Genomic DNA, 22,589 nt, shown 5'->3' with positions numbered 1-22,589 from the left:
ATCCGTCCAGTCGTCGACCGGCGTCCGATGGGCTGCGCGCAACGCCACACTGGGTCGGGCGGATGCCCGCGAGCCGGGCTCGCGGGCCCTCGTGCTCAGCTTGCTGCGGTTTGGCGGAGGGCTCGGATGTCGAATGCGCCGCCGGTCTGGGTGCCCTGCTTGGTGACGGCGGCCTTGCCGAGGAGGGGGAACACCAGCTCGGCGAAGCGGATGGATTCCTCGAGGTGCGGGTAGCCCGACAGCACGAAGGTGTCGACGCCCAGCGCCTGGTATTCGCGCAGCCGCGCGGCGATCTGCTCGGGGGCGCCCACCAGCGCGGTGCCGGCCCCGCCGCGCACGAGGCCGACGCCCGCCCACAGGTTCGGCGCCACCTCCAATTGGTCGCGGCGGCCGCCGTGCAGGGCCGCCATGCGCTTCTGGCCCTCGGAATCCATCTTGGCGAAATTGGCCTGGGCGGCGGCGATGTCGGCGTCGCTGAGGCGGGAGATCAGCCGCTCCGCCTCGGCCCAGGCCTCGGCCTCGGTCTCGCGGGCGATGACGTGGAGGCGCACGCCGAAGCGCACGGTGCGGCCGTGGCGGGCGGCGCGGGCGCGCACGTCGGCGATCTTCTCGGCCACGGCGGCGGGCGGCTCGCCCCAGGTCAGGTAGGCATCCACGTGCTTTGCGGCCAGCTCGTGGGCGGCGGGGGAGGAGCCGCCGAAATAGAGCGGGGGATAGGGCCGCTGGACCGGGGGATAATAGTTGCGGGCGTTCTCCACCGTGAGGTGGCGGCCGCTGAAGCTGAAGGCCTCGCCGGTGGCGAGGATCTGCCGCCAGACGGTGAGGAACTCGTCGGCGGCCTCGTAGCGGGCGTCGTGGTCGAGGAAGATGCCGTCGGCGGCGAGCTCGGCGGCGTCGCCGCCGGGCACCACGTTCAGCAGCAGGCGCCCGTCGAGGGCCTGGTCGAGGGTGGCGGCCTGGCGGGCGCAGGCGGTGGGGCCCATGATGGAGGTGCGCAGCGCCACCAGCAGCTTGATGCGGCTGGTGAGGGGGATGAGGCTGGAGGCGGTGACCCAGGGGTCCTGGCAGCTCGATCCGGTGGGGATGAGGAGGCCGTCGTAGCCGAGGCGCTCGGCGGTGACGGCGATCTCGCGCAGGTAGGCGTTGGTGGGCTCGCGCCCGAAATCGGAGGTGCCGAGGTAACGGGTATCGCCCGAGGTGGGGAGGAACCAGAAGACTTCCGGGGAGGGAAGGGTCGCCATCGCATCGATCCTGTCAGAACGGCCGGGCCTGCGCCGTCCGTTCCCGGACGCGCGGCGTCACCTCCTGTGATAGGCGGCACCCGCCGCCACGGCCATTCCAAAGACATAGGGGCGAGAAGAAGAGAATTCTCCCAACGCCCCTATGATGGAGAATTATATTCCAACCCTGGCGGAGTCGCCTGTTCCCGCGAGCTTTGAAAGACCGTCTTCCGGCAGAGGGAGGTCGCGGCGCTCCTGTGCTTGAACTCCGGCGAGGCAGAAAAAATCTTCTCTTTTCGCGCTCATGTTTGGAATGGAGCGCCACTGGCGTGTCCCTCTACATTCCCAGGCATGATGAAACGGGCGCCGTGGCGCCGGGCGTCGCGCGCGGGCTGTCGTTCCGGCGCGGCGCGGGCTTGGCCGAGGCAGCGGGGAAGGCATATGAGCACACCGAAGAAGCGTATCATCCTCAATGCCTTCGACATGACCTGCGTGGGCCACCAGGCGGCGGGCACCTGGCGCCATCCTTCCAGTCAGGCCTCGCGCTACAACGATATCGAATACTGGACGAACCTTGCGATCGAGCTGGAGCGGGGCGCGTTCGACGCCCTCTTCATCGCCGATGTGGTGGGCGTCTACGACGTCTACCGCGGCTCCGCCGAGGCGGCGCTCCAGGATGCGGCCCAGGTGCCGGTGAACGACCCCTTCGGCGCCATTTCCGCCATGGCGGCGGTGACGAAGAACGTGGGCTTCGGCGTGACGGCCGCGGTGACCTTCGAGCACCCCTACCTGCTCGCCCGCCGCCTCTCGACCCTCGACCACCTCACCAAGGGCCGCGTGGCCTGGAACGTGGTGTCCTCCTATCTCGACTCTGCCGCCCGCAACATCGGCATGGACCGCCAGATCGCGCATGACGCGCGCTACGATCTCGCGGAAGAATACATGGAGGTCGTCTACAAGCTGTGGGAAGGATCCTGGGAGGAGGGTGCCGTCCTGCGCGACAAGGAGAAGGGCATCTTCACCGATGCCTCCAAGGTCCACCCCATCCAGCACGATGGCGAATACTTCAAGGTGCCGGGCTTCCATTTGTGCGAGCCCTCGCCGCAGCGCACGCCGCTGATCTTCCAGGCCGGCGCCTCGGCCCGCGGCCGGCGCTTCGCCGCCCGCCACGCGGAGGCGATGTTCGTGCTCGCCACCTCGCCCGAGACCGCGCGCAAGCTGACCGACCAGATCCGCGCCGAGGTGGCCGCCGCCGGCCGCGAGCCCGACGCGCTGAAGATCTTCACCCTGCTGACCGTCATCACCGGCCCCACCGACGAGGCGGCCCAGCGCAAGTATGAGGAATACCTCTCCTACGCCAGCGCGGAGGGCGCGCTCGCCCTCTACGGCGGCTGGACCGGGCTCGACTTCTCCTCCCTCGACCCGGACCTGCCGCTCACCGCGGTGGAGAACGACGCCCTGCGCACCACGCTGGAATCCCTCGCCGCCGACGGCGAGGCCTGGACCGTGCGCGAGGTGATCCGCCGCCGGTCCATCGGCGGGCTCGGGCCGGTGCTGGTCGGCGGGCCGCAGAAGGTGGCCGACGAGCTGGAGCGCTGGGTGGACGAGGGCGGCGTGGACGGCTTCAACCTCGCCTATGCCATCACCCCGGCCTCCACCACGGACTTCATCGATTTCGTGGTGCCGGAGCTGCGCAGGCGCGGGCGGGCGCAGAGCGATTATGCCTCCGGCCCGCTGCGCGAGAAGCTGCTGGGCGATGCCGGCGGGCTGGCGCGCGCCAGCCATCCGGCGGCGCAGTGGCGCAGCCATTACCAGGGCCGGGAAAGCGTCGCCGACGCGAGCCGCGGCCGCCCCTTCGACGCGCCGCCGGCGGGACGCCTCGACGCGGCGGAGTGAGCCGGGCGGGCGAGGGGGCGGTCGTCCCTTCGCCCCGGCCTTGCCCCGGCGGTTCAAGCCAGCGGGCCCGTCCGTGCCGAGGCGCGGGCGGGCCCGTTTTCGTGCGCGCCATGTCCGGCCGCCGCCTGGCGCGCCGGGAGGGCCGCTCCCCTGAGGGCATTCCTCGCGGAGGCTACCGCCGCGCGGCGGTGCGGGTTTCGATGGGATAGGCGGTCGTGAACTTCATCCGCTCCATGGCGAAATGGGAGGTCACGTTGCGCAGCGGCACCGCGTCGGTGAGGCGCCGGTAGAAGTGGTCGAAGGCCGCCATGTCCGGCATCGCCACCCGCAGCAGGTAGTCCATCTCCCCGGCCATGCGGTAGACCTCCAGCACCTCGGGCATGCCGTCCACCACGTGGATGAAGCTCTCCCGCCATTCCTTCGTGTGGTCGGGCGCCTCGATGCCGACGAACACCGCGAGGCCGAGGCCGAGCTTCGCCGGATCGGCGATGGCGACGCGATGCATCAGCACGCCCGACGCCTCCAGCTTCTGGATGCGCTTCCAGCATGGGGTCTGCGACAGGCCGACCTTGTCCGCCACCTGGGCCACGGTCTGGGTCGCGTCGCGCATCAGCTCGGCGACGATCTTGCGGTCGATCTGGTCGAGGCCGCTCATCCATATTGCTCCCGTGGCTTGGCCCGCATGCGGAAAATGTATCTAATCGATCATATTTATAGAGAATAAAATGCGGCACAAGTCAATCGCGCGCAGCCGCGCGATGGCTCAGCCGAAGGTAGCAGTGTCTGGATCGCCGGGCGGGCCTCTTCGGCCGCGCGGGCGCCGCCTTCCGAAGGGGCTCCCCCCTTCACGGCGGCCGGGCCCGCGACGGGCCTTTCAGGAGGGCTTGCCGGCGCGGGTTTCGGCCGCGAGGTGGCGGTGCAGTGTGGAGCGGTGGATGCCGAGCCGCCGCGCCGCCATGGAAATGTTGCCGCCGCAGGCGGCGAGGGTGGCCTGGATGGTGGCGCGGGTGACGGCCTCCAGCTCCTCCCCGGCCGGCGGCTGCGGCGCCGTGGCCGAGGCGGTGGCCTGCTCCCGCACATCGGCGGGCAGCGCGTCCATGTCGACGAGGCCGTCGGGCTCGGCCAAGGCGTGCAGCACCTTCAGCGTGCCCACGAACTCCCGGAAATTGCCGGGCCAGGAGTGGCGCGCCAGGGTCGCCACGCAGTCCGCCGAAAGGGCGGGGCCGCCGGGCCCGCCGGCCAGCTCGCTCCAGAAGCGGCGCACCAGCGCCTCCCGCTCCTGGAGCTGGCGCAGGGGCGGCAGCGCCACCCGGTACTGCGCGATGCGGAAGTAGAGATCGGCACGGAAGCTTCCGGCGTCCACCTGCTGCTTCAGGTCGCGATGGGTGGCGCAGATCAGGCGGAAGTCCACCGGCACCGGCCGGCCGCCGCCCAGCGGCGTCACCTGGCGTTCCTGCAGCACGCGCAGGAGGCGGGTTTGCAGGGAGAGCGGCATGTCGCCGATCTCGTCCAGGAACAGCACGCCCCCGTCCGCCTCGCGCAGCAGGCCCTTGAAGCCGGCGCGGCGGGCGCCGGTGAAGGCGCCTTCCTCGTAGCCGAACAGCTCGGATTCGATCAGCCCCTCCGGCAGCGCCGCGCAGTTCACCGCCGCGAACGGCCGTCCGGCGCGGCTGGAGGAGAGGTGCATCTGCCGGCTGAACACCTCCTTGCCGGTGCCGGTCTCGCCCTGCACCAGCACCGGCACGCCCGCCTCCAGCAGGCGCACCGCGCGCGCGAGCGCCTGGGCGGTGGCGGGGTCGAAGGCGGGGGACGGGCCGCCCTCGGCCGACGGCGGGGCGGGGGCGGCGGGCGCGCCCTCACGGGCGGCGGGGGTGGCGGCGGCCGGCCGCTCCAGGCGCAGGTGGAGCGTGTCGCCGGTGGTGCTGCGCACCCGGCGCTCCTCGCCCGCGCGCCCCAGCGGGCCCTCGAACAGGTCGCCGTAGCGGCGGTTGCGCAGGGCATCCCAGCCGAGGCCGAGCTGGGCGAGGCCGCCGCGGTTGGCGGCCACCAGCCGGTAGTCCTCGAACACCAGGATGCCCTCGCGGCTGGTGCCGAGGAAGCTCGGGTCGGAGTGGAAGCGCACCACGGCGTGGTTCGGGAAGGCGCCCTCGAACAGGCGATGCTCCACCTGGGTCACGGCCAGCTCCAGCAGCCCCATGGCGTGAAGCTGCGCCACCGCCGAGGGGCCGGACAGGTCGATGAGGCCCACCACCTCGCCATAGGGATCGAGGACGGGGGCGGCCGCGCAGCTCAGGATGCCGTGGGCCTCGGCGTAATGCTCGGCGCCGCGCACCTCCAGCGCCCGGCGCTCCACCAGAGCGGTGCCGATGGCGTTGGTGCCGAGCGCGGTCTCGCTCCAGCTCACGCCCGGCAGCAGCGCGACCTTGGCGGCGCGGTCGGCGAAATCGACCGAGCCCACGGTGTCGAGCACGAGGCCGGAGGGATCGGTGAGGATGACGATGGAGCCGGTGGCGGCGGCGTCGGCGCGCAGCGCCTCCAGCTCCGGCCGGCAGCGGCGGCGCAGGGTCTCGGCGCGCTCGCGGTGCTGGCGCAGCTCCCCGGCGGTGAGGGGCTCGGCCCTGGGGCGCCCGCCGGCGGTGAGGCCCTGGGCTGCGCAGCGCGTCCATGAGCGCAGGATGGGCGCCGCGACCCCGCGCGGCTCCGTCTCCCCCGCGAAGAAGCGCTGGCGGGCTTCCGCGAGGGCCTCGTGCGTGAACAGGCGGGCGTCGCCGGACGGAATGGTCTGCAGCATCGGCACCTCGGGGCGGTTTCGTTCCCGTGCGCGGAGGTGTCGCAAGATGCGACACCTGTCGCGCCTGATTGTTCTTATGGGCGACAGTTTCGCACGAGGATTTGCGCCGCGTCCAGCGCCGGCGGAATGGAGCGTTTCAAGTCTAGGTGCTTGGCATTCCCGCGCAATAACTTACCGCAGTGCAAGAACAAAAGTTCGCGGAACTGCCGCCAACTGGCACGGCGGGTGCGATAGGATGCGCCGGCCCAGAAACGGGAGGAAACCATGAACAAGCCAGAATTCCTGAACCAGGATAAGACATCGCCCTTCAAGGCCCGCTACGGCAACTTCATCGGCGGCGCCTTCGTGGAGCCGGTGAACGGGCGGTATTTCGAGAACATCTCGCCCATCAACGGCAAGGTGATCTGCGAGGTGGCGCGCTCCGACGAGCACGACATCGAGAAGGCGCTGGACGCCGCCCACGCCGCCCGCGAGGCCTGGGGCCGCACCCCCGCCGCCGAGCGCGCGCTGGTCCTCACCCGCATCGCCGACCGCATGGAGGCGAACCTCGACCTGCTGGCGCTGGCCGAGACCTGGGACAACGGCAAGCCCATCCGCGAGACCACCGCCGCCGACATCCCGCTCGCCATCGACCACTTCCGCTACTTCGCCGCCTGCGTGCGCTCCCAGGAAGGCGCGCTCTCCGAGATCGACCACGACACCATCGCCTACCATTTCCACGAGCCGCTCGGCGTGGTCGGCCAGATCATTCCCTGGAACTTCCCCATCCTCATGGGCGCCTGGAAGCTGGCGCCCGCCATCGCCGCCGGCAATTGCGTGGTGCTGAAGCCGGCCGAGCAGACCCCGGCCTCCATGCTGCTGCTGGCGGAGCTGATCGCCGATCTCCTGCCGCCGGGCGTGCTCAATGTGGTGAACGGGTTCGGCCTGGAGGCCGGCAAGCCGCTCGCCTCCTCCAAGCGCATCGCCAAGATCGCCTTCACCGGCGAGACCGGCACCGGCCGCCTCATCATGGGCTATGCCAGCCAGAACCTCATTCCGGTGACGCTGGAGCTGGGCGGCAAGTCGCCCAACATCTTCTTCTCCGACGTGGCGGCGGAGGATGACGACTTCTTCGACAAGGCCATCGAGGGCTTCGTGATGTTCGCCCTCAACCAGGGCGAGGTGTGCACCTGCCCCAGCCGCGCCCTGGTGCAGGAGAGCATCTACGACCGCTTCATGGAGAAGGCGCTGCAGCGGGTGGCCGCCATCAAGCAGGGCTCGCCGCTCGATCCCTCCACCATGATCGGCGCCCAGGCCTCCAGCGAGCAGCTCCACAAGATCCTGAGCTATATCGAGATCGGCAAGGCGGAAGGCGCCAAGGTGCTGGCCGGCGGCGAGCGCAACACGCTGGAGGGCGATCTCGCGGAAGGCTTCTACGTGAAGCCCACCGTGTTCCTCGGCGACAACTCCATGCGCATCTTCCAGGAGGAGATCTTCGGCCCCGTGGTGTCGGTCACCACCTTCAAGGACGAGGCCGAGGCGCTCCACATCGCCAACGACACGCTGTTCGGCCTCGGCGCCGGCGTGTGGACGCGGGACGGCTCGCGCGCCTACCGCTTCGGCCGCGCCATCGAGGCGGGCCGCGTGTGGACCAACTGCTACCACGCCTACCCCGCCCACGCGGCCTTCGGCGGCTACAAGCAGTCCGGCATCGGGCGCGAGACCCACAAGATGATGCTCGACCATTACCAGCAGACCAAGAACCTCCTGGTCAGCTACAGCCCGAAGAAGCTCGGCTTCTTCTGATCGCGCCGCGCCCTCCCGCGGGAGGGCGCGGCCCCGGTTCCGGCCGGCGGCGGGGCGGGGATGCCCGGCATCCTCAACACTTCCGTCCCGCCGCCGGGGGAACTTGAGGTGCGCGGCGTCGTTTCTTCGGCAGCGGACTCCATCCTGCCGCGGGCGGCGTCTCGGACGACGTAAGCTCAAACGCGCTCAAGGGAGGACCTGACGGCCATGACTGAGGCCGGAAGCCAGTTTCCCCCTGGTTTCCGGCGGCCGTCGCGACCCAGGGCGTGAATGTGAACGGCGCGCCTTCCTGCCCCGGGCGCGCCCTGCCGCGGGCTCTCGCCCTGCTCCCTCTTCCCGCCCCTGCTGCCCGGAGCCGCCGCCACGGGCCTGCGCGCGGAGGGCGCGCGTCCTGCGGGATGCCAGCTTCCGCCGCCGCCTGCCGCGGCGCGCCGGAGGACCGGCGGCGCGGGCGCTCAGCCCCGCGCGCCGCCGCATACAGGGACCGAAAGGGAAAAGCATGACGAAGACCATGAAGGCCGCTGTCGTCCACGCGTTCGGGAAACCCCTGTCCATCGAGGAGGTTCCGGTGCCGACGCCGGGGCCGGGGCAGGTCCTCGTCAAGATCGCGGCCAGCGGGGTGTGCCACACCGATCTCCACGCCGCCGAGGGCGACTGGCCGGTGAAGCCGCAGCCGCCCTTCATTCCCGGCCACGAGGGCGTGGGCACGGTGGTGGGCGTGGGCGCGGGCGTGAGGCATGTGAAGGAGGGCGACCGGGTGGGCGTGCCGTGGCTCTACACCGCCTGCGGCCACTGCAAGCACTGCCTCGGCGGCTGGGAGACCCTGTGCGAGGAGCAGCAGAACACCGGCTATTCCGTGAACGGCGGCTTCGCCGAATATGTGGTGGCGGACCCGAACTTCGTCGGCCACCTGCCCAAGAACGTCTCCTTCACCGAGATCGCGCCCATCCTGTGCGCCGGCGTCACCGTCTACAAGGGCCTGAAGGTGACCGACACCAAGCCCGACGACTGGGTGGTGATCTCCGGCATCGGCGGCCTCGGCCATCTCGCCGTGCAATACGCCAAGGCCATGGGCCTCAACGTGATCGCGGTGGATATCGACGACGCCAAGCTGGAGCTCGCCCGCACGCTCGGCGCCGCGCTCACGGTCAATGCCCGCACCGCTGATCCGGTGGCGTTCGTGAAGAAGGAAGTGGGCGGGGCGCAGGGCGTGCTCGTCACGGCGGTCTCGCCCAAGGCGTTCGAGCAGGCGCTGGGCATGGTCGGGCGCGGCGGCACGGTCTCGCTGAACGGCCTGCCGCCCGGAGACTTCCCGCTCTCCATCTTCGACACGGTGCTGAACGGCATCACCGTGCGCGGCTCCATCGTCGGCACCCGGCTGGACCTCCAGGAGGCGCTGAACTTCGCCGACGAGGGCAAGGTGAAGGCCACCATCCACACCGACAGCCTGGACAACATCAACGACATCTTCGCGCGCATGCATAAGGGCGACATCCAGGGCCGCATCGTGCTCGATTTCGCACGCTGAGGCCCCGATGCGCCCCCGTGCGGGGGAGTGTCGCCGCGAGATGCCGGGGCGGCCCTTTCTTCGAGAAGGGCCGCTCCGGTCGTTTCCGGGCGCGGCGGCCTTGGCTGCCCATTTCTTCGGCACGAGTGCGCAAGGGGGGCGATCCGCCCGAAAAGTGGCCTTGTCCTTGCTCTCCTCCATTCAGGCTTAGGTCCATGGAGAGTTTCGAATGTCAGACGATGTTCTGCACCCGGTCGTGGTCGCGAAGAAGACCGTCGAGGCCGACAACATGGTCTCGCTGGAGCTGGTGGACCCCGCGGGCGCCGCGTTGCCGGCCTTCTCGCCGGGCTCGCACATCGACGTCACGCTCCCCGGCGGGCTGGTGCGCCAGTATTCGCTGTTCAACAGCGCCGCCGAGCGCAACCATTACCTCATCGGGGTGTGGAAGGACGCCAACAGCCGGGGCGGCTCGCTTGCCCTCTACAACGACGTGAAGGTGGGCGACACGCTCACGGTGAGCGCCCCGCGCAACCGCTTCGCGGTGCCGAAGGGCACCGCCCGCGCCGTGCTCATGGCGCGCGGCATCGGCGTCACGCCCATCCTGAGCATCGCCGACCACCTGAAGGCGAAGGGCACGCCGTTCGAGCTGCACTATGTGTTCGCGGGCGGCTCGCCGGGCTCCTTCAAGGGCACCATCGAGGCGTCGAGCTTCGCGGGCGACACCACCTTCTACCTCGAAGGCGCGCAGCCGCCCTTCAACCCCGCCGCCATCCTGGCGGATCGGGCGGACGACACCGAGCTGTTCATCTGCGGTGTGGACTGGTGGATGGACCCCATCGCCAAGACCGCCCAGCAGAAGGGCTTCGGCGCCAACCGCATCCATATGGAGCGGTTCGGCGGCAAGGCGCCCGCGCCTCTGCTCGACAAGGTGTTCTTGGTGAAGATCGCCTCCACCGGCAAGACCTGCGAGATCCCCGGCGACAAGTCGGTCTCGGCGGCGCTGGAGGAGCAGGGGGTGAAGGTGGAGACCGCCTGCGAGCAGGGCGCCTGCGGCACCTGCAAGGTGAAGGTGCTGGAGGGGGACGTGGACCATCGCGACAAGCGCCTCACCGCCGCCCAGCGCGAGGAAGGCTGGATGCTCGCCTGCGTCTCGCGTGCCAAAGGCGACCTGCTGGTGTTGGACTTGTGACAATCCCGGCCCGGGAGCGGCCCGCCCGCGCGGGTGGGCCGCTTCCTTCGATACCGTCCGGCGCAGCGCGGCCCTGGTGAATTCGCGCGCGCCGGCCGGGGAAATTTTGAGCATCGGCGCCTCCGCGCGCCGGGGCACCCGCCCATCTCGATCGGACGTCTCCACCCTGGCCCTTGGAGGGCGCGGACATGGTGAACGAGCAGGACCTGTGGCGCACCGCCTGGATCATCGCCGAGCAGTATGGCGCGGAGGGCGCGGATTTCGCCGCCACCATGGCGCAGAGCTTCGAGAGCGGCGGCAAGCAGGACGAGCAGGAAGTGTGGCTCGCCATCAAGCACCGGGTGGAGGAGATCACCCGCGCCGCGCCCGGCCGCCAGTAGCCGGGGGCCGGCTCCTCAGCGTCCGGCCGGCGCGTCGGCCCGTTCCAGGAGGGCGAGGAGGCCTTGCAGCAGGGCGGCCGGGGCGGGCGGGCAGCCGGGAATGCGCAGGTCCACCGGCACCACCGCCTCCACCGCGCCGACCACCGCGTAGCTGCCGGCGAACGCGCCGCCATTGATGGCGCAGTCTCCCGCCGCCACCACCCATCTGGGCGCCGGGGTGGCGTCGAAGGTCCGCCGCAGCGCCTCCGCCATGTTTCGCGTCACCGGCCCGGTGACCAGCAGCACGTCCGCATGGCGCGGCGAGGCCACCAGCTTCAGGCCGAAGCGCTCCAGGTCGTAGAAGGGGTTGGAGAGGGCGTGGATCTCCAGCTCGCAGCCGTTGCAGGAGCCGGCGTCCACCTGCCGGATGGCGAGGGAGCGGCCGAGCCGCCGGGTGGCGGCGGCGCCCAGCGCGCGCGCGAGGGCGGCGATCTCGTCGGGGGCGGGGGCGGCCTCGGTCAGCGGGCCGCCGAGGAGGTTCTTCAGGAGAAGGCGGCGCATGGGTTCCCCCTGGAGTGTCTTCCGCGCGCACCGGCGCGCGACAGCCGCCATGGATGCTTGAGATCACGCATTTTCTTCACGCGAACCGGTTCCCACTTCGCTTGAACACGCTCTAGAGATCGCAGCCGGCGTAGGAGCAGTTGAACGACTTGTTGCACAAGGGAAAGTCCGCCACGATGTTGCCCTCGATGGCGGCTTCCAGCAATGGCCACTGGAACCAGGAGGGGTCGCGCAGGTGGGCGCGCGCCACCCGCCCCTCGCGGTCGAGCCGGACGAAGGCGAAGATGTCGCCGCGAAAACCCTCCACCAGCGCCACCCCCTCGCCGGGGCCGTCTTCCGCCGGCACGCGGATCTCGCCCTCGGGCAGGGTGTCGAGGAGGCGCGTGACGAGGGAGAGGCTCTCCTCGATCTCCGCGATGCGCACCCGGATCCGGGCGTCCACGTCCCCTTCGTCACGCACGGGCACGGCGAAGGGCAGGCGATTGTAGGGCGGGTAGGGCAGGGCGCGCCGGGCGTCGAAGGCGCGCCCGCTGGCGCGGCCGACGAAGCCGCCGGCCCCGAACCGGCGGGCCAGCGCCGGCTTCACGATGCCGGTGCCCACGGTGCGGTCCTGGATGGAGGTGGTGTCCTCATAGAGCCGCGCCAGCTCCGGGAAGGCGGCGCGCGCGATCTTCACCAGCGCCCGCACGGCGGCCATGCCCTCGCCCGTCAGGTCGCAGGCGAAGCCGCCGGGCACCACCTTGTCCATCATCAGGCGGTGGCCGAAGGCGGCCTCGGCGGCGCGCAGCACGCGCTCGCGCAGCACGCTGCAATGGGCCAGCATGAGGGCGAAGGCGGCATCGTTGCAGATGGCGCCGACATCGCCGAAGTGGTTGGCGAGCCGCTCCAGCTCGGCCGCCAGCGCCCGCAGCCAGATGGCGCGGGCCGGCACCGCGATGCCGCGCGCCGCCTCCACCGCGCGGGCGAAGGCCAGGGCGAAGGCCACCGTGCTGTCGCCCGAGGCGCGGCCGGCGAGGCGCACCGCCTCCGTGACCGAGGCGCCCGCCATCAGCCCCTCGATGCCCCGGTGCACGTAGCCGAGCCGCTCCTCCAGCCGCACCACGGTCTCGCCGTGGCAGGTGAAGCGGAAGTGGCCGGGCTCGATGATGCCCGCGTGCACGGGGCCCACGGGGATCTGGTGCAGCGCCGCGCCTTCCGCGGGCAGGAAGGGGTAGGGCGCGGGCGCGGCGGCGGGGCCGGGCGCGCCGAGGGGCGTGGAAAGTTCCCAGCGGCCATGGTCGAGCCAGGGCCGCGCATCGTCCGCGCCCTCGGGCACGAGGCCGAAGAGGTCGCGCACCGCCCGCTCCAGGCGCTGAGCCGGCGGGTGCAGGCGGCCGACGGAGGGAAAGCGCCCCTCGGGGCAGGGGCAGGTGGCGATGCCCGCCTCGCCGCTCGCCTCATCCAGCAGCGCCATGTGGACCGCGTCCCGCTCGCCCCATAGGTCGCGCTCGCCCCAGAGCGAGACCAGGGTGAAGCGGCCCTGGGCGAGGTGCGCGGCGAGGGCCGACCACGCGCCGGCATCGAGGACGAAACGGCCCCAGGGGCGGCACGCATGGCTGGGCGTGCCGGCGGCGGAAAGGAGGGCGGAAAGGCTCTGCATGCCGTGCTCCTATCCCAAAAGCTGGGCCACGTGCCGCAGCCACGCCACCAGCGGCCCCGGCAGGTAGAGGCCGGCGGTGAGCACCAGCGCCAGATGGACCAGCATGGGCGCATGGGAGGCCCGGACCGGCGCGTCGCCCGGCGAGGGCGCGCCGAAGGCCACGCCGGAGAGCTTCAGCATCAGCGCGCCGAAGGCGACCAGGAGCCCCGCCACCAGCGGCACCGCCAGCAGCAGCGCCGGGAACGGGCGCGCGAAGGTGGAGGTGACGAGCAGGAACTCGCTCATGAACACTCCGCCCGGCGGCAGCCCGGCGATGGCGCACACCCCCGCCACCAGCGACCAGCCCAGCAGGGGGTGGGAGGTGGTGAGCCCGCGGATCTCGGAGAGCTTCTGCGTGCCCTTCACCTGGCACACGTGCCCCACCGCGAAGAAGATGGCGGACTTGGTGAGGGAGTGCATCACCATGTGCAGCAGCCCCGCGAAATTGGCGAGCGGCCCGCCGATGCCGAACGCGAAGGCGATGAGCCCCATGTGCTCGATGGAGGAATAGGCGAACAGGCGCTTGATGTCCCGCCGGCGGTAGAGCATCACGCCCGCCACCAGCAGCGAGGCGAGGCCCATGGCCATCAGCAGCGGCCCCGGCGCCAGCGCGCCGGGGTTCAGCGCCAGCAGCATCTTGAACCGCAGCACCGCGTAGAGCGCCACGTTGAGCATGAGGCCGGAGAGCACGGCGGAGATGGGGGTGGGCCCCTCCGCATGGGCGTCCGGCAGCCAGGCATTGAGGGGGAAGAGGCCCACCTTGGTGCCGTAGCCCAGCAGCAGGAACACGAAGGCGAGGTTGAGCAGCGCCGGATCGAACGCCGCGACGCGGGTGGCGAGTACGCTCCAGACCATGCCCTCCTGCCCCTCGCCCACCACCGGCTGGGCCGCCATGTAGACCAGGATGGTACCGAACAGGGCGAGCGCGATGCCCACCGAGCCGAGCATGAAGTACTTCCAGGCCGCCTCGATGGCCTCCGCCGTGCGGTAGAGCCCCACCATGAGCACGGTGGAGAGGGTCGCCCCCTCGATGGCCACCCACATGACGCCGAGATTGTTGGACAGGAGCGCCATGTTCATGCCGAACGCCAGCACCTGGTACATGGCGTGGTAGATGCGCAGGTTGGCGGGCGAGAGCCGGCCGGTCTCCATCTCGTGGGCGACATAGGTGGCGCTGAACACGGCGGTGGTGAAGGCCACGAAGGTGTTCAGCACCACGAACACGATGTTGAGGTCGTCCACCAGGATGAAGGGCCCGCTCTCCGGCCGGTGGAGGACGAGCCCGAGCGCCCCGAGGAAGGTCACGGCGCAGGCGGCCGCGTTGATCCAGGCGCCGGAGCGCCATGCGGGCCACGCCGCCAGCAGCGCGGCGGCGAGCGCCGGGGTGCCCAGGATGAGCGCGACGGCGGGGGAGAGGCCGGAAAGGCTCATGCGCGCCCTCCCCGGAAGCGGTCGAGGGCGTCCACGTCCACGGTGTCGAACCGCTCGCGGATGCGGAACAGGAACACGCCGATGACGATGAAGGCGATGAGCACCGAGAAGGCCACCGAGATCTCCACCACCAGCGGCATGCCCCGCGCCCCCGCGGCGGCGAGGATGAGCCCGTTCTCCAGCGACATGAAGCCGATGATCTGGCTCGCGGCATTGCGGCGCGTCACCATCATCAGCAGGCCCAGCAGCACCACCGAGAGGGCGAAGGCGAGATCCTCCCGCGCCAGCGGATCGGAGGTGGCGGTGACCGGCAGCATCACCACCAAAGAGAGGGCGACGAGGCCGATGCCGGCGAGCATGGCGGGGCCGGTGGACAGGGCCGTCTCCACCTGCCGGTGGATGCCGAGCCGCGCCACCATGCGGTGCAGGGCGAACGGGATCGCCAGCCCCTTGAACAGGAGGGCGATGAGGGCCGTGACATAGAGGTGCGGCGCGTGCTGGGCGTGGGCCTGCCACGCCACCGATGCGGCGAGGGCCACCGCCTGCAGGGCGAACACGTTGATGAGCGCGGGCAGGCGCCCCTGGTACAGCATCATCAGGCTGATGAGCACCATGGCGCCCGCCAGCAGGTGGGCGATGTCGAAGACGAGATGGGGGGAAATGGGCAGCGGCATGGGTCAGAGCCCCCGCGACACGAACAGGAGCAGCGTGCCGAGCAGCCCCAGCATGAGGGCGGCGCCGAGGAAATCCGGCACCCGGAACACGCGCATCTTGGCCAGCGACACCTCGAACACCGCGAGCAGCCCCGCCCCCGCCGCGAGCTTGCCGAGATAGGCGAGGATGCCGAGCGGCATGTGCATGAGCCCCGCGCCCGCCGGGGCGAGGCCCCACGGCACGAACACGCAGGCGATGAGCGAGATGTAGAGCAAGAGCTTGAGCTGCGCCGAAAGCTCGATGAGCGCGAGGTGGCGGCCGGAATATTCGAGCACCATGGCCTCGTGCACCATGGTCAGCTCCAGGTGGGTGGAGGGATTGTCCACCGGGATGCGGGCGTTTTCCGCCACCGCCACGATCATGAGGCCGATGAGCGCCAAAGCGAGCGACACGCGCAGGCCCACGCCCTCCAGCATCACCCCCGCCACCGTGGAGAGCTGGGTGGAGCCGGCCACCAGCGCGAGGCAGAACACCAGCATGATCATGGCCGGCTCGGCCAGGGAGGAGATCATCATCTCGCGGCTGGAGCCGAGGCCGCCGAAGGGCGTGCCCACGTCCATGCCCGCCAGCGCCAGGAAGAAGCGGGCGCTGCCCAGCAGCGCGGTGATGGCGATGAGGTCCGCCGACCAGGAAAACAGGAGCCCGGTGGCGAAGGTGGGCACCAGCGCCGCCGCCACCCAGGTCATGGCGAAGATGAGATAGGGCGCGGCGCGGAACAGCCAGGAGGCCCCTTCCGCCACCACCGCCTCCTTGCGGAACAGGCGGGCGAGGTCGCGATAGGGCTGGAACACGCCCGGCCCCTGCTTGCGCTGAAGGCGCGCCTTCAGCTTGCGCACCACGCCGGTGACGAGGGGCGCGAGCGCGAGCACCACGCCCATCTGCGTGCCCTGGATGAGGAGGTCGCCGATCAGGGCCATATGGCCAGCACCAGCAGCAGGAGGACGAGCGCCGCGAACACGATGCCCAGATATTGGCGGATGGTGAGGTGCGGCAGCACGTCGGCGCGCGCGGAGAGGGCGGCCACCGCCTGCGCGAGCGGGGTATAGAGGAGCCGCCAGGCGGGGTCGTCCTCGCTCAGGCGGATGCGGGCGGGGGCCATGTCGCCGGGCGGGGGCATGGTCACCTCCTCGCGGGCGCGCAGCAGGCCGGAGGCGAACACCCGGCGGATGGGCTGGGCGAAGCTCGACGCGGTGTATTGGCTCGCGGGGTCGTCGCCGGGGAAGCCGCAGTCCCAGGCCGGGGCCCGCCGCAGCGCGCGGGAGGCGAGCCGGTGGATGAGGAGGGCGGCCAGCCCCGCCGAGAGCGCGATGAAGACGAACACCAGCAGGCCGTTGTAGCTGGAGCGGCTCTCGCCCACCGGGATGATGGAGAGCCAGGCGACCTCGCCCTGGGCCGGCATGCGCGCGCCCATCAGCGGCGACACCACCTGCTGCAGCGCGTCGATGACCGGCCCCGGCAGGATGCCGGCGAGCAGGCACAGGAGCGCGAGGCCGACCATGGCCGTGCGCGACCAGCCGTCCGTCTCGCGCGCCTCGGCCGCCGCCGGGGAGCGCGGCCGGCCGAGGAAGGCGATGCCGTAGAGCCGCACGAAGCAGGCGGCGGCGAGAGCGGCGGCCAGCGCCAGCAGCGCGCCCACCGCCGGCACCAGCAGCTTGAGGCCCCAGGGGCCGAGCGCCGGGCTCAGCAATATGGCCTGGAAGGTGAGCCATTCGGAGGCGAAGCCGTTCAGCGGCGGCAGCGCGGAGATGGCGGCCGCGCCCACCAGCATCACAGCGCCGGTCACCGGCATGCGGTGGATGAGACCGCCGAGCTTCTCGAGATCCCGCGCGCCGGTGGCGCCGAGCACGGCGCCCGCGCCGAAGAACAGCAGGGACTTGAACAGCGCGTGGTTCAGCGCGTGGAACAGGCCGGCGGTGAGCGCGAGCGCGCCGGCGGCCTGAAGACCGTTGCCTTTGAAGGCGAGGGCGAGGCCCAGCCCCACGAACACGATGCCGATGTTCTCGATGGTGGAGAAGGCGAGCACGCGCTTCATGTCCGCCTGCAGCATGGCCTGCAGCACCCCCATGACGGCGGTGACGCCGCCCGCCGCCAGCACCGGCATGCCCCACCACCAGGCGGGCGGGCCGGAAAGATCGAACACGATGCGGATGAAGCCGTAGACCGCCACCTTGGTCATCACCCCGCTCATGAGGGCGGAGACGTGGCTGGGCGCGGCCGGGTGGGCGAGCGGCAGCCACACGTGCAGCGGCACCAGCCCCGCCTTGGAGCCGGCCCCGACCAGCGCCAGCCCCAGCACCAGCGCGGGCACCAGCGCGCCGCGGGGCGTGCCCGCCATGTCGGCGAAGGCATAGGCCCCGGAGGCGCCGGCGAGCAGGGCGAAGGCCAGCATCAGCATCAGGGTGCCGAAGGTGGCCATGACGATATAGACGAAGCCCGCCTTCAGGTTTTCCGCCGACCGGTCGTGGGAGACCACCATGGCCCAGGAGGCGAGCGACATCAGCTCCCAGCCCAGGAGGAAGGTGTAGGCGTCACCCGCCACCAGCACGAGGTTCATGGCGCCGAGGAAGGCGGGGAAGAAGGGCAGCACCCGCTCGGGAGCGGCCTCGTGCCGGCCGTAGCCGATGGCGTAGAGGCTCGCCGCCGCCCCGCCGAGGTTCACCACCGCGAGGAAGAAGGCCGAGAGCGCATCGAGCCGGAAGTGGGCGCCGATCCAGGGCAGGCCCAGGGGCAGCGCCAGCGCCGCCGGGGCCGCGAACAGGCCGATGAGGCCGCAGAGAAATCCGGCGGCGGCGATGATGCCGCTCACGCCATAGACCAGGGGCCGCCCCGCCGGCCGGCGCGCGGTGGCGAGCGCGAGCACGCAGGCGGCCGCGAAGGCCGGGATGATGAGGAGCGCGCCCGTAAGGGCGCCGCCCGCGCCGGCCCCGATCGCCGCCGCCGCGGCTGTCGCGCCTGCGGCCACGGCTCAGCCCTCCGTGCCTGCCGCGGGCGTGCGCGGGGCCTTCAGCCGCACGCCGCGCCCGCCGGCCTCGCTCGTCTCGTTGTCGGCGATGAGAGAGATGCCGGCCGCGTCCAGCGCGGCCACCAGCTTCATGAGGGAATCCACATTGCCGCGAATGACCCCTTCGCTCGCCTCCATGCGCTGGATGGTGGGCACGGAAAGGGTGGAAATGGCCGCGAGACCCTTCTGGTCGAGACCGAGCAGGGCACGGGCGGCACGGAGCTGGGCGGCTGTGATCACGGGCGCACGATGAGGCTGTGGATCTATCGGCTGTTAGAGCTACACCCCATCTTATCAGATTTCAACATCAATTTCTGATGTTTAAAACATCAAAATCCATGTGCGCCGCCGCCCCGGCCAGCGGGCGGGGCGGCGGCGTGGCCTCAGGCGATGAGCCGGTAGGCCGGCAGGGTGAGGAACTCCTCGAAGGTGTCGGCCAGCGACATCTGCGAGAACAGGGCGATGGCCTCGGGGAAACGGCCGGCGTCATAGGCGGCGGCGCCCAGCACGTCGCGCAGCTTCGCCATCTCGTCGTCCAGCAGGGCCTTGAACAGGTCCGCCATCACGGTGCGGCCGTCGTCCAGCGCGGCCTTCAGGTGGATCCACTGCCACACCTGGGCGCGGCTGATCTCGGCGGTGGCGGCGTCCTCCATCAGGTTGTAGAGCGGCACCGCCCCGCGCCCGCGCAGCCACGCCTCGATATATTGAACGCCGACGCGGATGTTCTCGCGCAGGCCCGCCTCGGTGCGGGCGCCCCGGTGCATCTCCAACAGGTCGTCGCGGGTCACGCCGGAGGGCGCGCGCACGGCGTCGCGCTGGTTGGCGTTCGGCATCAGGCGGTCGAACACCTCGCGCGCCACCGGCACGAGATCGGGGTGCGCCACCCAGGTGCCGTCGCAGCCGAGGCCGGCCTCGCGCTCCTTGTCGGCCTTCACCTTGGCGAAGGCTGCGGCGTTGGCGGCGGCGTCGCCCTTCACCGGGATCTGCGCGGCCATGCCGCCCATGGCGAAGGCGTTGCGGCGGTGGCAGGTTTCCACCAGCAGCAGGCAATAGGCCTTCAGGAAGGCCTCGCTCATCACCATGCGTCCGCGATCCGGGGTGAGGAAGCGCGCGTTCTTGCCCAGCCGCTTGATGAAGGAGAAGATGTAGTCCCAGCGGCCGAGGTTGAGGCCCGCCGCATGGTCCTTCAGCTCGAACAGGATCTCGTCCATCTCGAACACGGCCGGCAGGGTCTCGATGAGCACGGTGGCCTTGATGGTGCCGTGGGCGAGGCCGAGTTGCTGCTCCGCGAAGGTGAAGACGTCGTTCCAGAGCCGGGCTTCCAGGTGGCTCTCGGTCTTCGGCAGGTAGAAATAGGGGCCGGAGCCCTGGGCGAGCGCCGCCCTGGCGTTGTGGAAGGCGTAGAGCCCGAAGTCGAACAGCGCGCCGGACATCTCCTCCCCGTCCACCAGCACGTGGGCCTCCGGCAGGTGCCAGCCGCGCGGGCGGATGATGAGCACCGCCGGATTCGGCCCGAGCCGGTAGCTCTTGCCGCTGGCGGCGTCGGTGAAGTCGATGGCGCCGGCCCAGCGGTCCTTCAGGTTGAGCTGGCCCTCGATCATGTTGGCCCACGTGGGGGCGGAGGCGTCCTCGAAGTCCGCCATGAACACCTTGGCGCCGGAATTGAGCGCGTTGACGATCATCTTGCGGTCCACCGGTCCGGTGATCTCCACGCGCCGGTCGAGGAGATCGGCGGGCAGGTCCGCGATGGTCCATGCGCCGGCGCGGACGGCTTCGGTCTGCGGCAGGAAATCGGGCAGGGCGCCGGCGTCGAACTCCGCCTGCCGCGCGGCGCGGCGGGCGATGAGCGCGGTGCGCGTGGCGTTGAACCGGCGCTGCAGGGCGGCGACGAAGTCGAGCGCCTCGGGCGTCAGGATCTCGTCGAAGCGGGGGCCGGGGGCGCCGGTCACGGCGATGCCGGCGGGCGCGGGGTGCTGAGTGGTGTGCTGAGAGGTGTTCTTGGCGGCGGACAGAGTCATGGCGTGCGGCCTCCTTGAGCCACGCGGAGCGGAAAGAGCAAAAATGGGGGGGCGCGGCGGGGCCGCGCGGCGTTCAGCGCGCGGCCGATACGGCGGCGCGCAGGTGTTTGGCGGCGGCCTCGGGATCGTCCGCCGCGCAGATGGCGGAGATGACGGCGACCCCGTCCGCGCCGGCGCGGATCACGTCCGGCGCGATGACGGCGTCCACCCCGCCGATGCCCACCAGGGGCAGGCGCGTCAGCGCCCGCACGGCGGCGATGCCGGCGGGGCCGATGGCGGCGCCCGCATTGGCCTTGGTGCCGGTGGCCTTCACCGGGCCGACGCCGAGATAATCCACGCCCGAAAGGTCCGAGCCCGCGTATTCGGCGGGGCTGCCCACGGAGAGGCCGAGGATGCGGCCGGGCCCCAGCAGCGCGCGCGCGTCGCCGGGCGCCATGTCGTCCTGGCCCAGGTGCACGCCGTCGGCCTCCGCCGCCACCGCCACGTCCACCCGGTCGTTGACGATGAGCGGGATACCGAGGGGCGCCAGCAGCGCCTTCAGCGCGCGGGCCTGCTCCACCAGGGCGCGGCCGTGGGCATGGGGATCGCGCAGCTGCACCAGGGTGGCGCCGCCCTTCACCGCCGCCGCCACCGTCGCCGCGAGCCCGCGCGCCGCGGTGAGGCGCGGGTCGGTGACGAGGTAGAGCGAGAGGTCGAAGGCGGGAGCCATCGCGATGAGCCTGGATTGCACGGGACGGCGGAAGGCCGCCCCTTCCCTCTCTGGTAGCGCCGCGCGCGGGCGCTGTCCAACGGCGCGCGGGCAATGCACTTTCGTTGACGAGGCAATAATCTGATCGGGAATGATGCCGACTGTTGCCGTCCAGCTCTTAGCGACGTCACGCGCCCGCCGCCTCCCGGCCCAGCGCGGCGGGGCGGGGCCCGCCGGTGGCCCAGTCGAGCAGTTCCACGGTGTGGACCGCCGGCAGGGCCGTGCCGCTGGCGATCTGGGTGAGGCAGCCGATGTTGCCGGCGGCGATCACCTCCGCCCCCAGCGCCTCCAGGCTCGCCACCTTGCGGGCCTTGAGCGCGTCGGCGATCTCGCTCTGCAGCAGGTTGTAGGTGCCGGCGGAGCCGCAGCACAGGTGCGGGTCGGCCGGCTCCACCACCGTGAAGCCCGCCCGGCGCAGCAGGTCGGGGGGCGGCGCCTTCACCTTCTGCCCGTGCTGGAGCGAGCAGGCGGAATGATAGGCGACCCGCATCCCCCGCGCGGGGCCCACCGGCAGATCGAGGGTGACGAGGAATTCGGTGATGTCGCGGGCGCGGGCGGCCACCCGCGCCGCCTTCTCCCCATAGGCGGGATCGTGGCGCAGGAGGTGGCCGTAGTCCTTCAGCGTGGTGCCGCAGCCGGAGGCGGTGACGAGGATGGCGTCAAGCCCCTCGCCCTCCATCTCGCGGATGAAGGCGTCCACGTTGGCGCGGGCGAAGGCATGGGCCTCTCCCGCGCGGCCCAGGTGATGCACCAGGGCCCCGCAGCAGCCCTGGCCGGGCAGGCGCGCCACCTCCACCCCCGCCCGGTTCAGCAGGCGGATGGCGGCGGCGTCGATCTCGGGCCGGAGCACCTCCTGGGCGCAGCCCTGGAACAGCGCCACCCGCGCCCGGCGCGGCCCCTGTGCCGGGTGGACGCCGGGCCCGGCGTGGGCCGGCGCGACGGTGCGGGGCGCGAGGCGCAGCATGGCCGCGAGGGGCTTCAGCGGCCCGCGCGCGAGGAGGCCGGCGAACGGCCGCCCCAGGGCCGCCGCCTTCAGCGCGAGGCGCAGGCGGCTGGGATAAGGCAGCACACGGGCGAGGAGGCCGCGCACCAGCCGCTCCGCCGCCGGCCGCGCATGGGTGGCCTCGATGTGGGCGCGGGCATGGTCCACGAGGTGCATGTAGTGCACGCCGGAAGGGCAGGTGGTCATGCAGGAGAGGCAGGAGAGGCAGCGGTCGATGGGCTCCACCTCCTCCCGCGCGGCGGGGCGGCCGGCCTCCAGCATGTCCTTGATGAGGTAGATGCGCCCGCGCGGGCTGTCGCGCTCGTCGCCCAGGAGCACGTAGGTGGGGCAGGTGGCGGTGCAGAAGCCACAGTGCACGCAGGCCCGCAGGATCGCGTCCGCCTCCGCGATGGCGGGATCGGCGAGCTGGGCGGGAGAGAAATGGGTCTGCATCAGCGGCCTCCCGGCGGCTGGGGGAGCGGCTGGGGCCCGCGCGGTTCGGCCGGAAGTTGCGCGCGGGCGGTGCGTGCGGGCCGTGCCGGCACCGGGCAGGCGGCGCGTGGCGAACGAGCGGGCTCTGTCGCGCCGTGGACCGCCGCCCTGCCTGTCCTCGCGCGAAGGCTCTCGGGGCCACGGGCCGCCGGCGTGGGCACGGTCACGCCATGAGTCGTCGCGCGGGGCGCCTCCGCGCCGCGGGCTGTCGCCCTGC

General features: G+C 71.5%; 18 protein-coding genes. 5 read left to right on the top strand and 13 right to left on the bottom strand.

Features of this window, described 5'->3' with window-relative positions:
• Positions 1-95: 95 nt before the first annotated feature.
• Positions 96-1,241, bottom strand: a complete 1,146-nt coding sequence (ssuD, locus tag V5F75_RS02245; RefSeq protein ID WP_509212122.1) for an FMNH2-dependent alkanesulfonate monooxygenase — start codon at positions 1,239-1,241, stop codon at positions 96-98.
• A 420-nt stretch (positions 1,242-1,661) separates the two neighbouring features.
• On the opposite strand from ssuD, the gene V5F75_RS02240 reads away from it, so the two are divergent.
• Positions 1,662-3,116: an LLM class flavin-dependent oxidoreductase gene (locus tag V5F75_RS02240; RefSeq protein ID WP_394038119.1), complete on the top strand. Its 1,455-nt coding sequence runs from the start codon at positions 1,662-1,664 to the stop codon at positions 3,114-3,116.
• Between the two features lie 172 nt (positions 3,117-3,288).
• Here V5F75_RS02240 and V5F75_RS02235 read toward each other — a convergent pair whose 3' ends face one another.
• Together V5F75_RS02235 and V5F75_RS02230 are read right to left on the bottom strand one after the other, a co-directional pair.
• A complete protein-coding gene (locus tag V5F75_RS02235) occupies positions 3,289-3,771 on the bottom strand; it encodes an Lrp/AsnC family transcriptional regulator (RefSeq protein WP_394038117.1) in 483 nt (160 codons plus the stop codon).
• A gap of 219 nt (positions 3,772-3,990) precedes the next feature.
• Positions 3,991-5,907 (bottom strand): sigma-54-dependent Fis family transcriptional regulator, encoded by a 1,917-nt coding sequence (locus V5F75_RS02230; RefSeq protein ID WP_394038115.1) that lies wholly within the window; start codon positions 5,905-5,907, stop codon positions 3,991-3,993.
• A gap of 264 nt (positions 5,908-6,171) precedes the next feature.
• On the opposite strand from V5F75_RS02230, the gene adh reads away from it, so the two are divergent.
• The 4 genes from adh to V5F75_RS02210 all read left to right on the top strand — a co-directional run bounded on the left by adh (position 6,172) and on the right by V5F75_RS02210 (position 10,768).
• Positions 6,172-7,692, top strand: a complete 1,521-nt coding sequence (gene adh / locus V5F75_RS02225; protein ID WP_394038113.1) for an aldehyde dehydrogenase — start codon at positions 6,172-6,174, stop codon at positions 7,690-7,692.
• Positions 7,693-8,191: 499 nt separating this feature from the next.
• The gene (gene adhP, locus V5F75_RS02220) at positions 8,192-9,220 is read left to right on the top strand and encodes an alcohol dehydrogenase AdhP (RefSeq protein ID WP_394036236.1); all 1,029 of its coding nucleotides are present in this window, start codon (positions 8,192-8,194) and stop codon (positions 9,218-9,220) included.
• A gap of 208 nt (positions 9,221-9,428) precedes the next feature.
• Entirely contained in the window at positions 9,429-10,388 is a 960-nt protein-coding gene (locus tag V5F75_RS02215; RefSeq protein WP_394036238.1) for a PDR/VanB family oxidoreductase, read from the top strand.
• Between the two features lie 188 nt (positions 10,389-10,576).
• On the top strand, positions 10,577-10,768 hold the full coding sequence (locus V5F75_RS02210) for a hypothetical protein (protein WP_394036240.1): 192 nt from the start codon (positions 10,577-10,579) through the stop codon (positions 10,766-10,768).
• A 15-nt stretch (positions 10,769-10,783) separates the two neighbouring features.
• On the opposite strand, the gene V5F75_RS02205 is transcribed toward V5F75_RS02210, so the two are convergent.
• The 10 genes from V5F75_RS02205 to glcF all read right to left on the bottom strand — a co-directional run bounded on the left by V5F75_RS02205 (position 10,784) and on the right by glcF (position 22,333).
• Entirely contained in the window at positions 10,784-11,308 is a 525-nt protein-coding gene (locus V5F75_RS02205) for an NADH-quinone oxidoreductase subunit B family protein (RefSeq protein WP_394036242.1), read from the bottom strand.
• Positions 11,309-11,420: 112 nt separating this feature from the next.
• Positions 11,421-12,947, bottom strand: coding sequence for a hydrogenase large subunit (locus V5F75_RS02200; RefSeq protein WP_394036244.1), 1,527 nt, complete (start codon positions 12,945-12,947; stop codon positions 11,421-11,423).
• 9 nt (positions 12,948-12,956) lie between these two features.
• Positions 12,957-14,417: a hydrogenase 4 subunit F gene (locus V5F75_RS02195; protein ID WP_394036246.1), complete on the bottom strand. Its 1,461-nt coding sequence runs from the start codon at positions 14,415-14,417 to the stop codon at positions 12,957-12,959.
• Complete coding sequence (locus V5F75_RS02190; protein ID WP_394036248.1) at positions 14,414-15,091, bottom strand: hydrogenase-4 component E; 678 nt, start codon at positions 15,089-15,091, stop codon at positions 14,414-14,416. The genes V5F75_RS02195 and V5F75_RS02190 overlap by 4 nt, the downstream gene beginning before the upstream one ends.
• A gap of 3 nt (positions 15,092-15,094) precedes the next feature.
• A complete protein-coding gene (locus V5F75_RS02185) occupies positions 15,095-16,048 on the bottom strand; it encodes a respiratory chain complex I subunit 1 family protein (RefSeq protein WP_394036250.1) in 954 nt (317 codons plus the stop codon).
• A complete protein-coding gene (hyfB, locus tag V5F75_RS02180) occupies positions 16,039-18,060 on the bottom strand; it encodes a hydrogenase 4 subunit B (protein WP_394036426.1) in 2,022 nt (673 codons plus the stop codon). The genes V5F75_RS02185 and hyfB overlap by 10 nt, the downstream gene beginning before the upstream one ends.
• A 36-nt stretch (positions 18,061-18,096) precedes the next feature.
• Complete coding sequence (locus tag V5F75_RS02175) at positions 18,097-18,372, bottom strand: transcriptional regulator (protein WP_394036252.1); 276 nt, start codon at positions 18,370-18,372, stop codon at positions 18,097-18,099.
• A gap of 143 nt (positions 18,373-18,515) precedes the next feature.
• Positions 18,516-20,150 (bottom strand): malate synthase A, encoded by a 1,635-nt coding sequence (gene aceB / locus V5F75_RS02170; protein WP_394036254.1) that lies wholly within the window; start codon positions 20,148-20,150, stop codon positions 18,516-18,518.
• Between the two features lie 73 nt (positions 20,151-20,223).
• Positions 20,224-20,859 carry a thiamine phosphate synthase gene (thiE, locus tag V5F75_RS02165; RefSeq protein WP_394036256.1) on the bottom strand — a complete coding sequence of 212 codons (636 nt, stop codon included), beginning with the start codon at positions 20,857-20,859 and terminating at the stop codon, positions 20,224-20,226.
• Between the two features lie 166 nt (positions 20,860-21,025).
• Positions 21,026-22,333: a glycolate oxidase subunit GlcF gene (gene glcF, locus V5F75_RS02160; RefSeq protein WP_394036258.1), complete on the bottom strand. Its 1,308-nt coding sequence runs from the start codon at positions 22,331-22,333 to the stop codon at positions 21,026-21,028.
• Positions 22,334-22,589 lie beyond the last annotated feature (256 nt).

The organism is Xanthobacter albus, assembly GCF_043194895.2.
Classification (GTDB): Bacteria; Pseudomonadota; Alphaproteobacteria; order Rhizobiales; family Xanthobacteraceae; genus Xanthobacter.
This window is presented reverse-complemented; position numbering and strand designations above follow the sequence as displayed.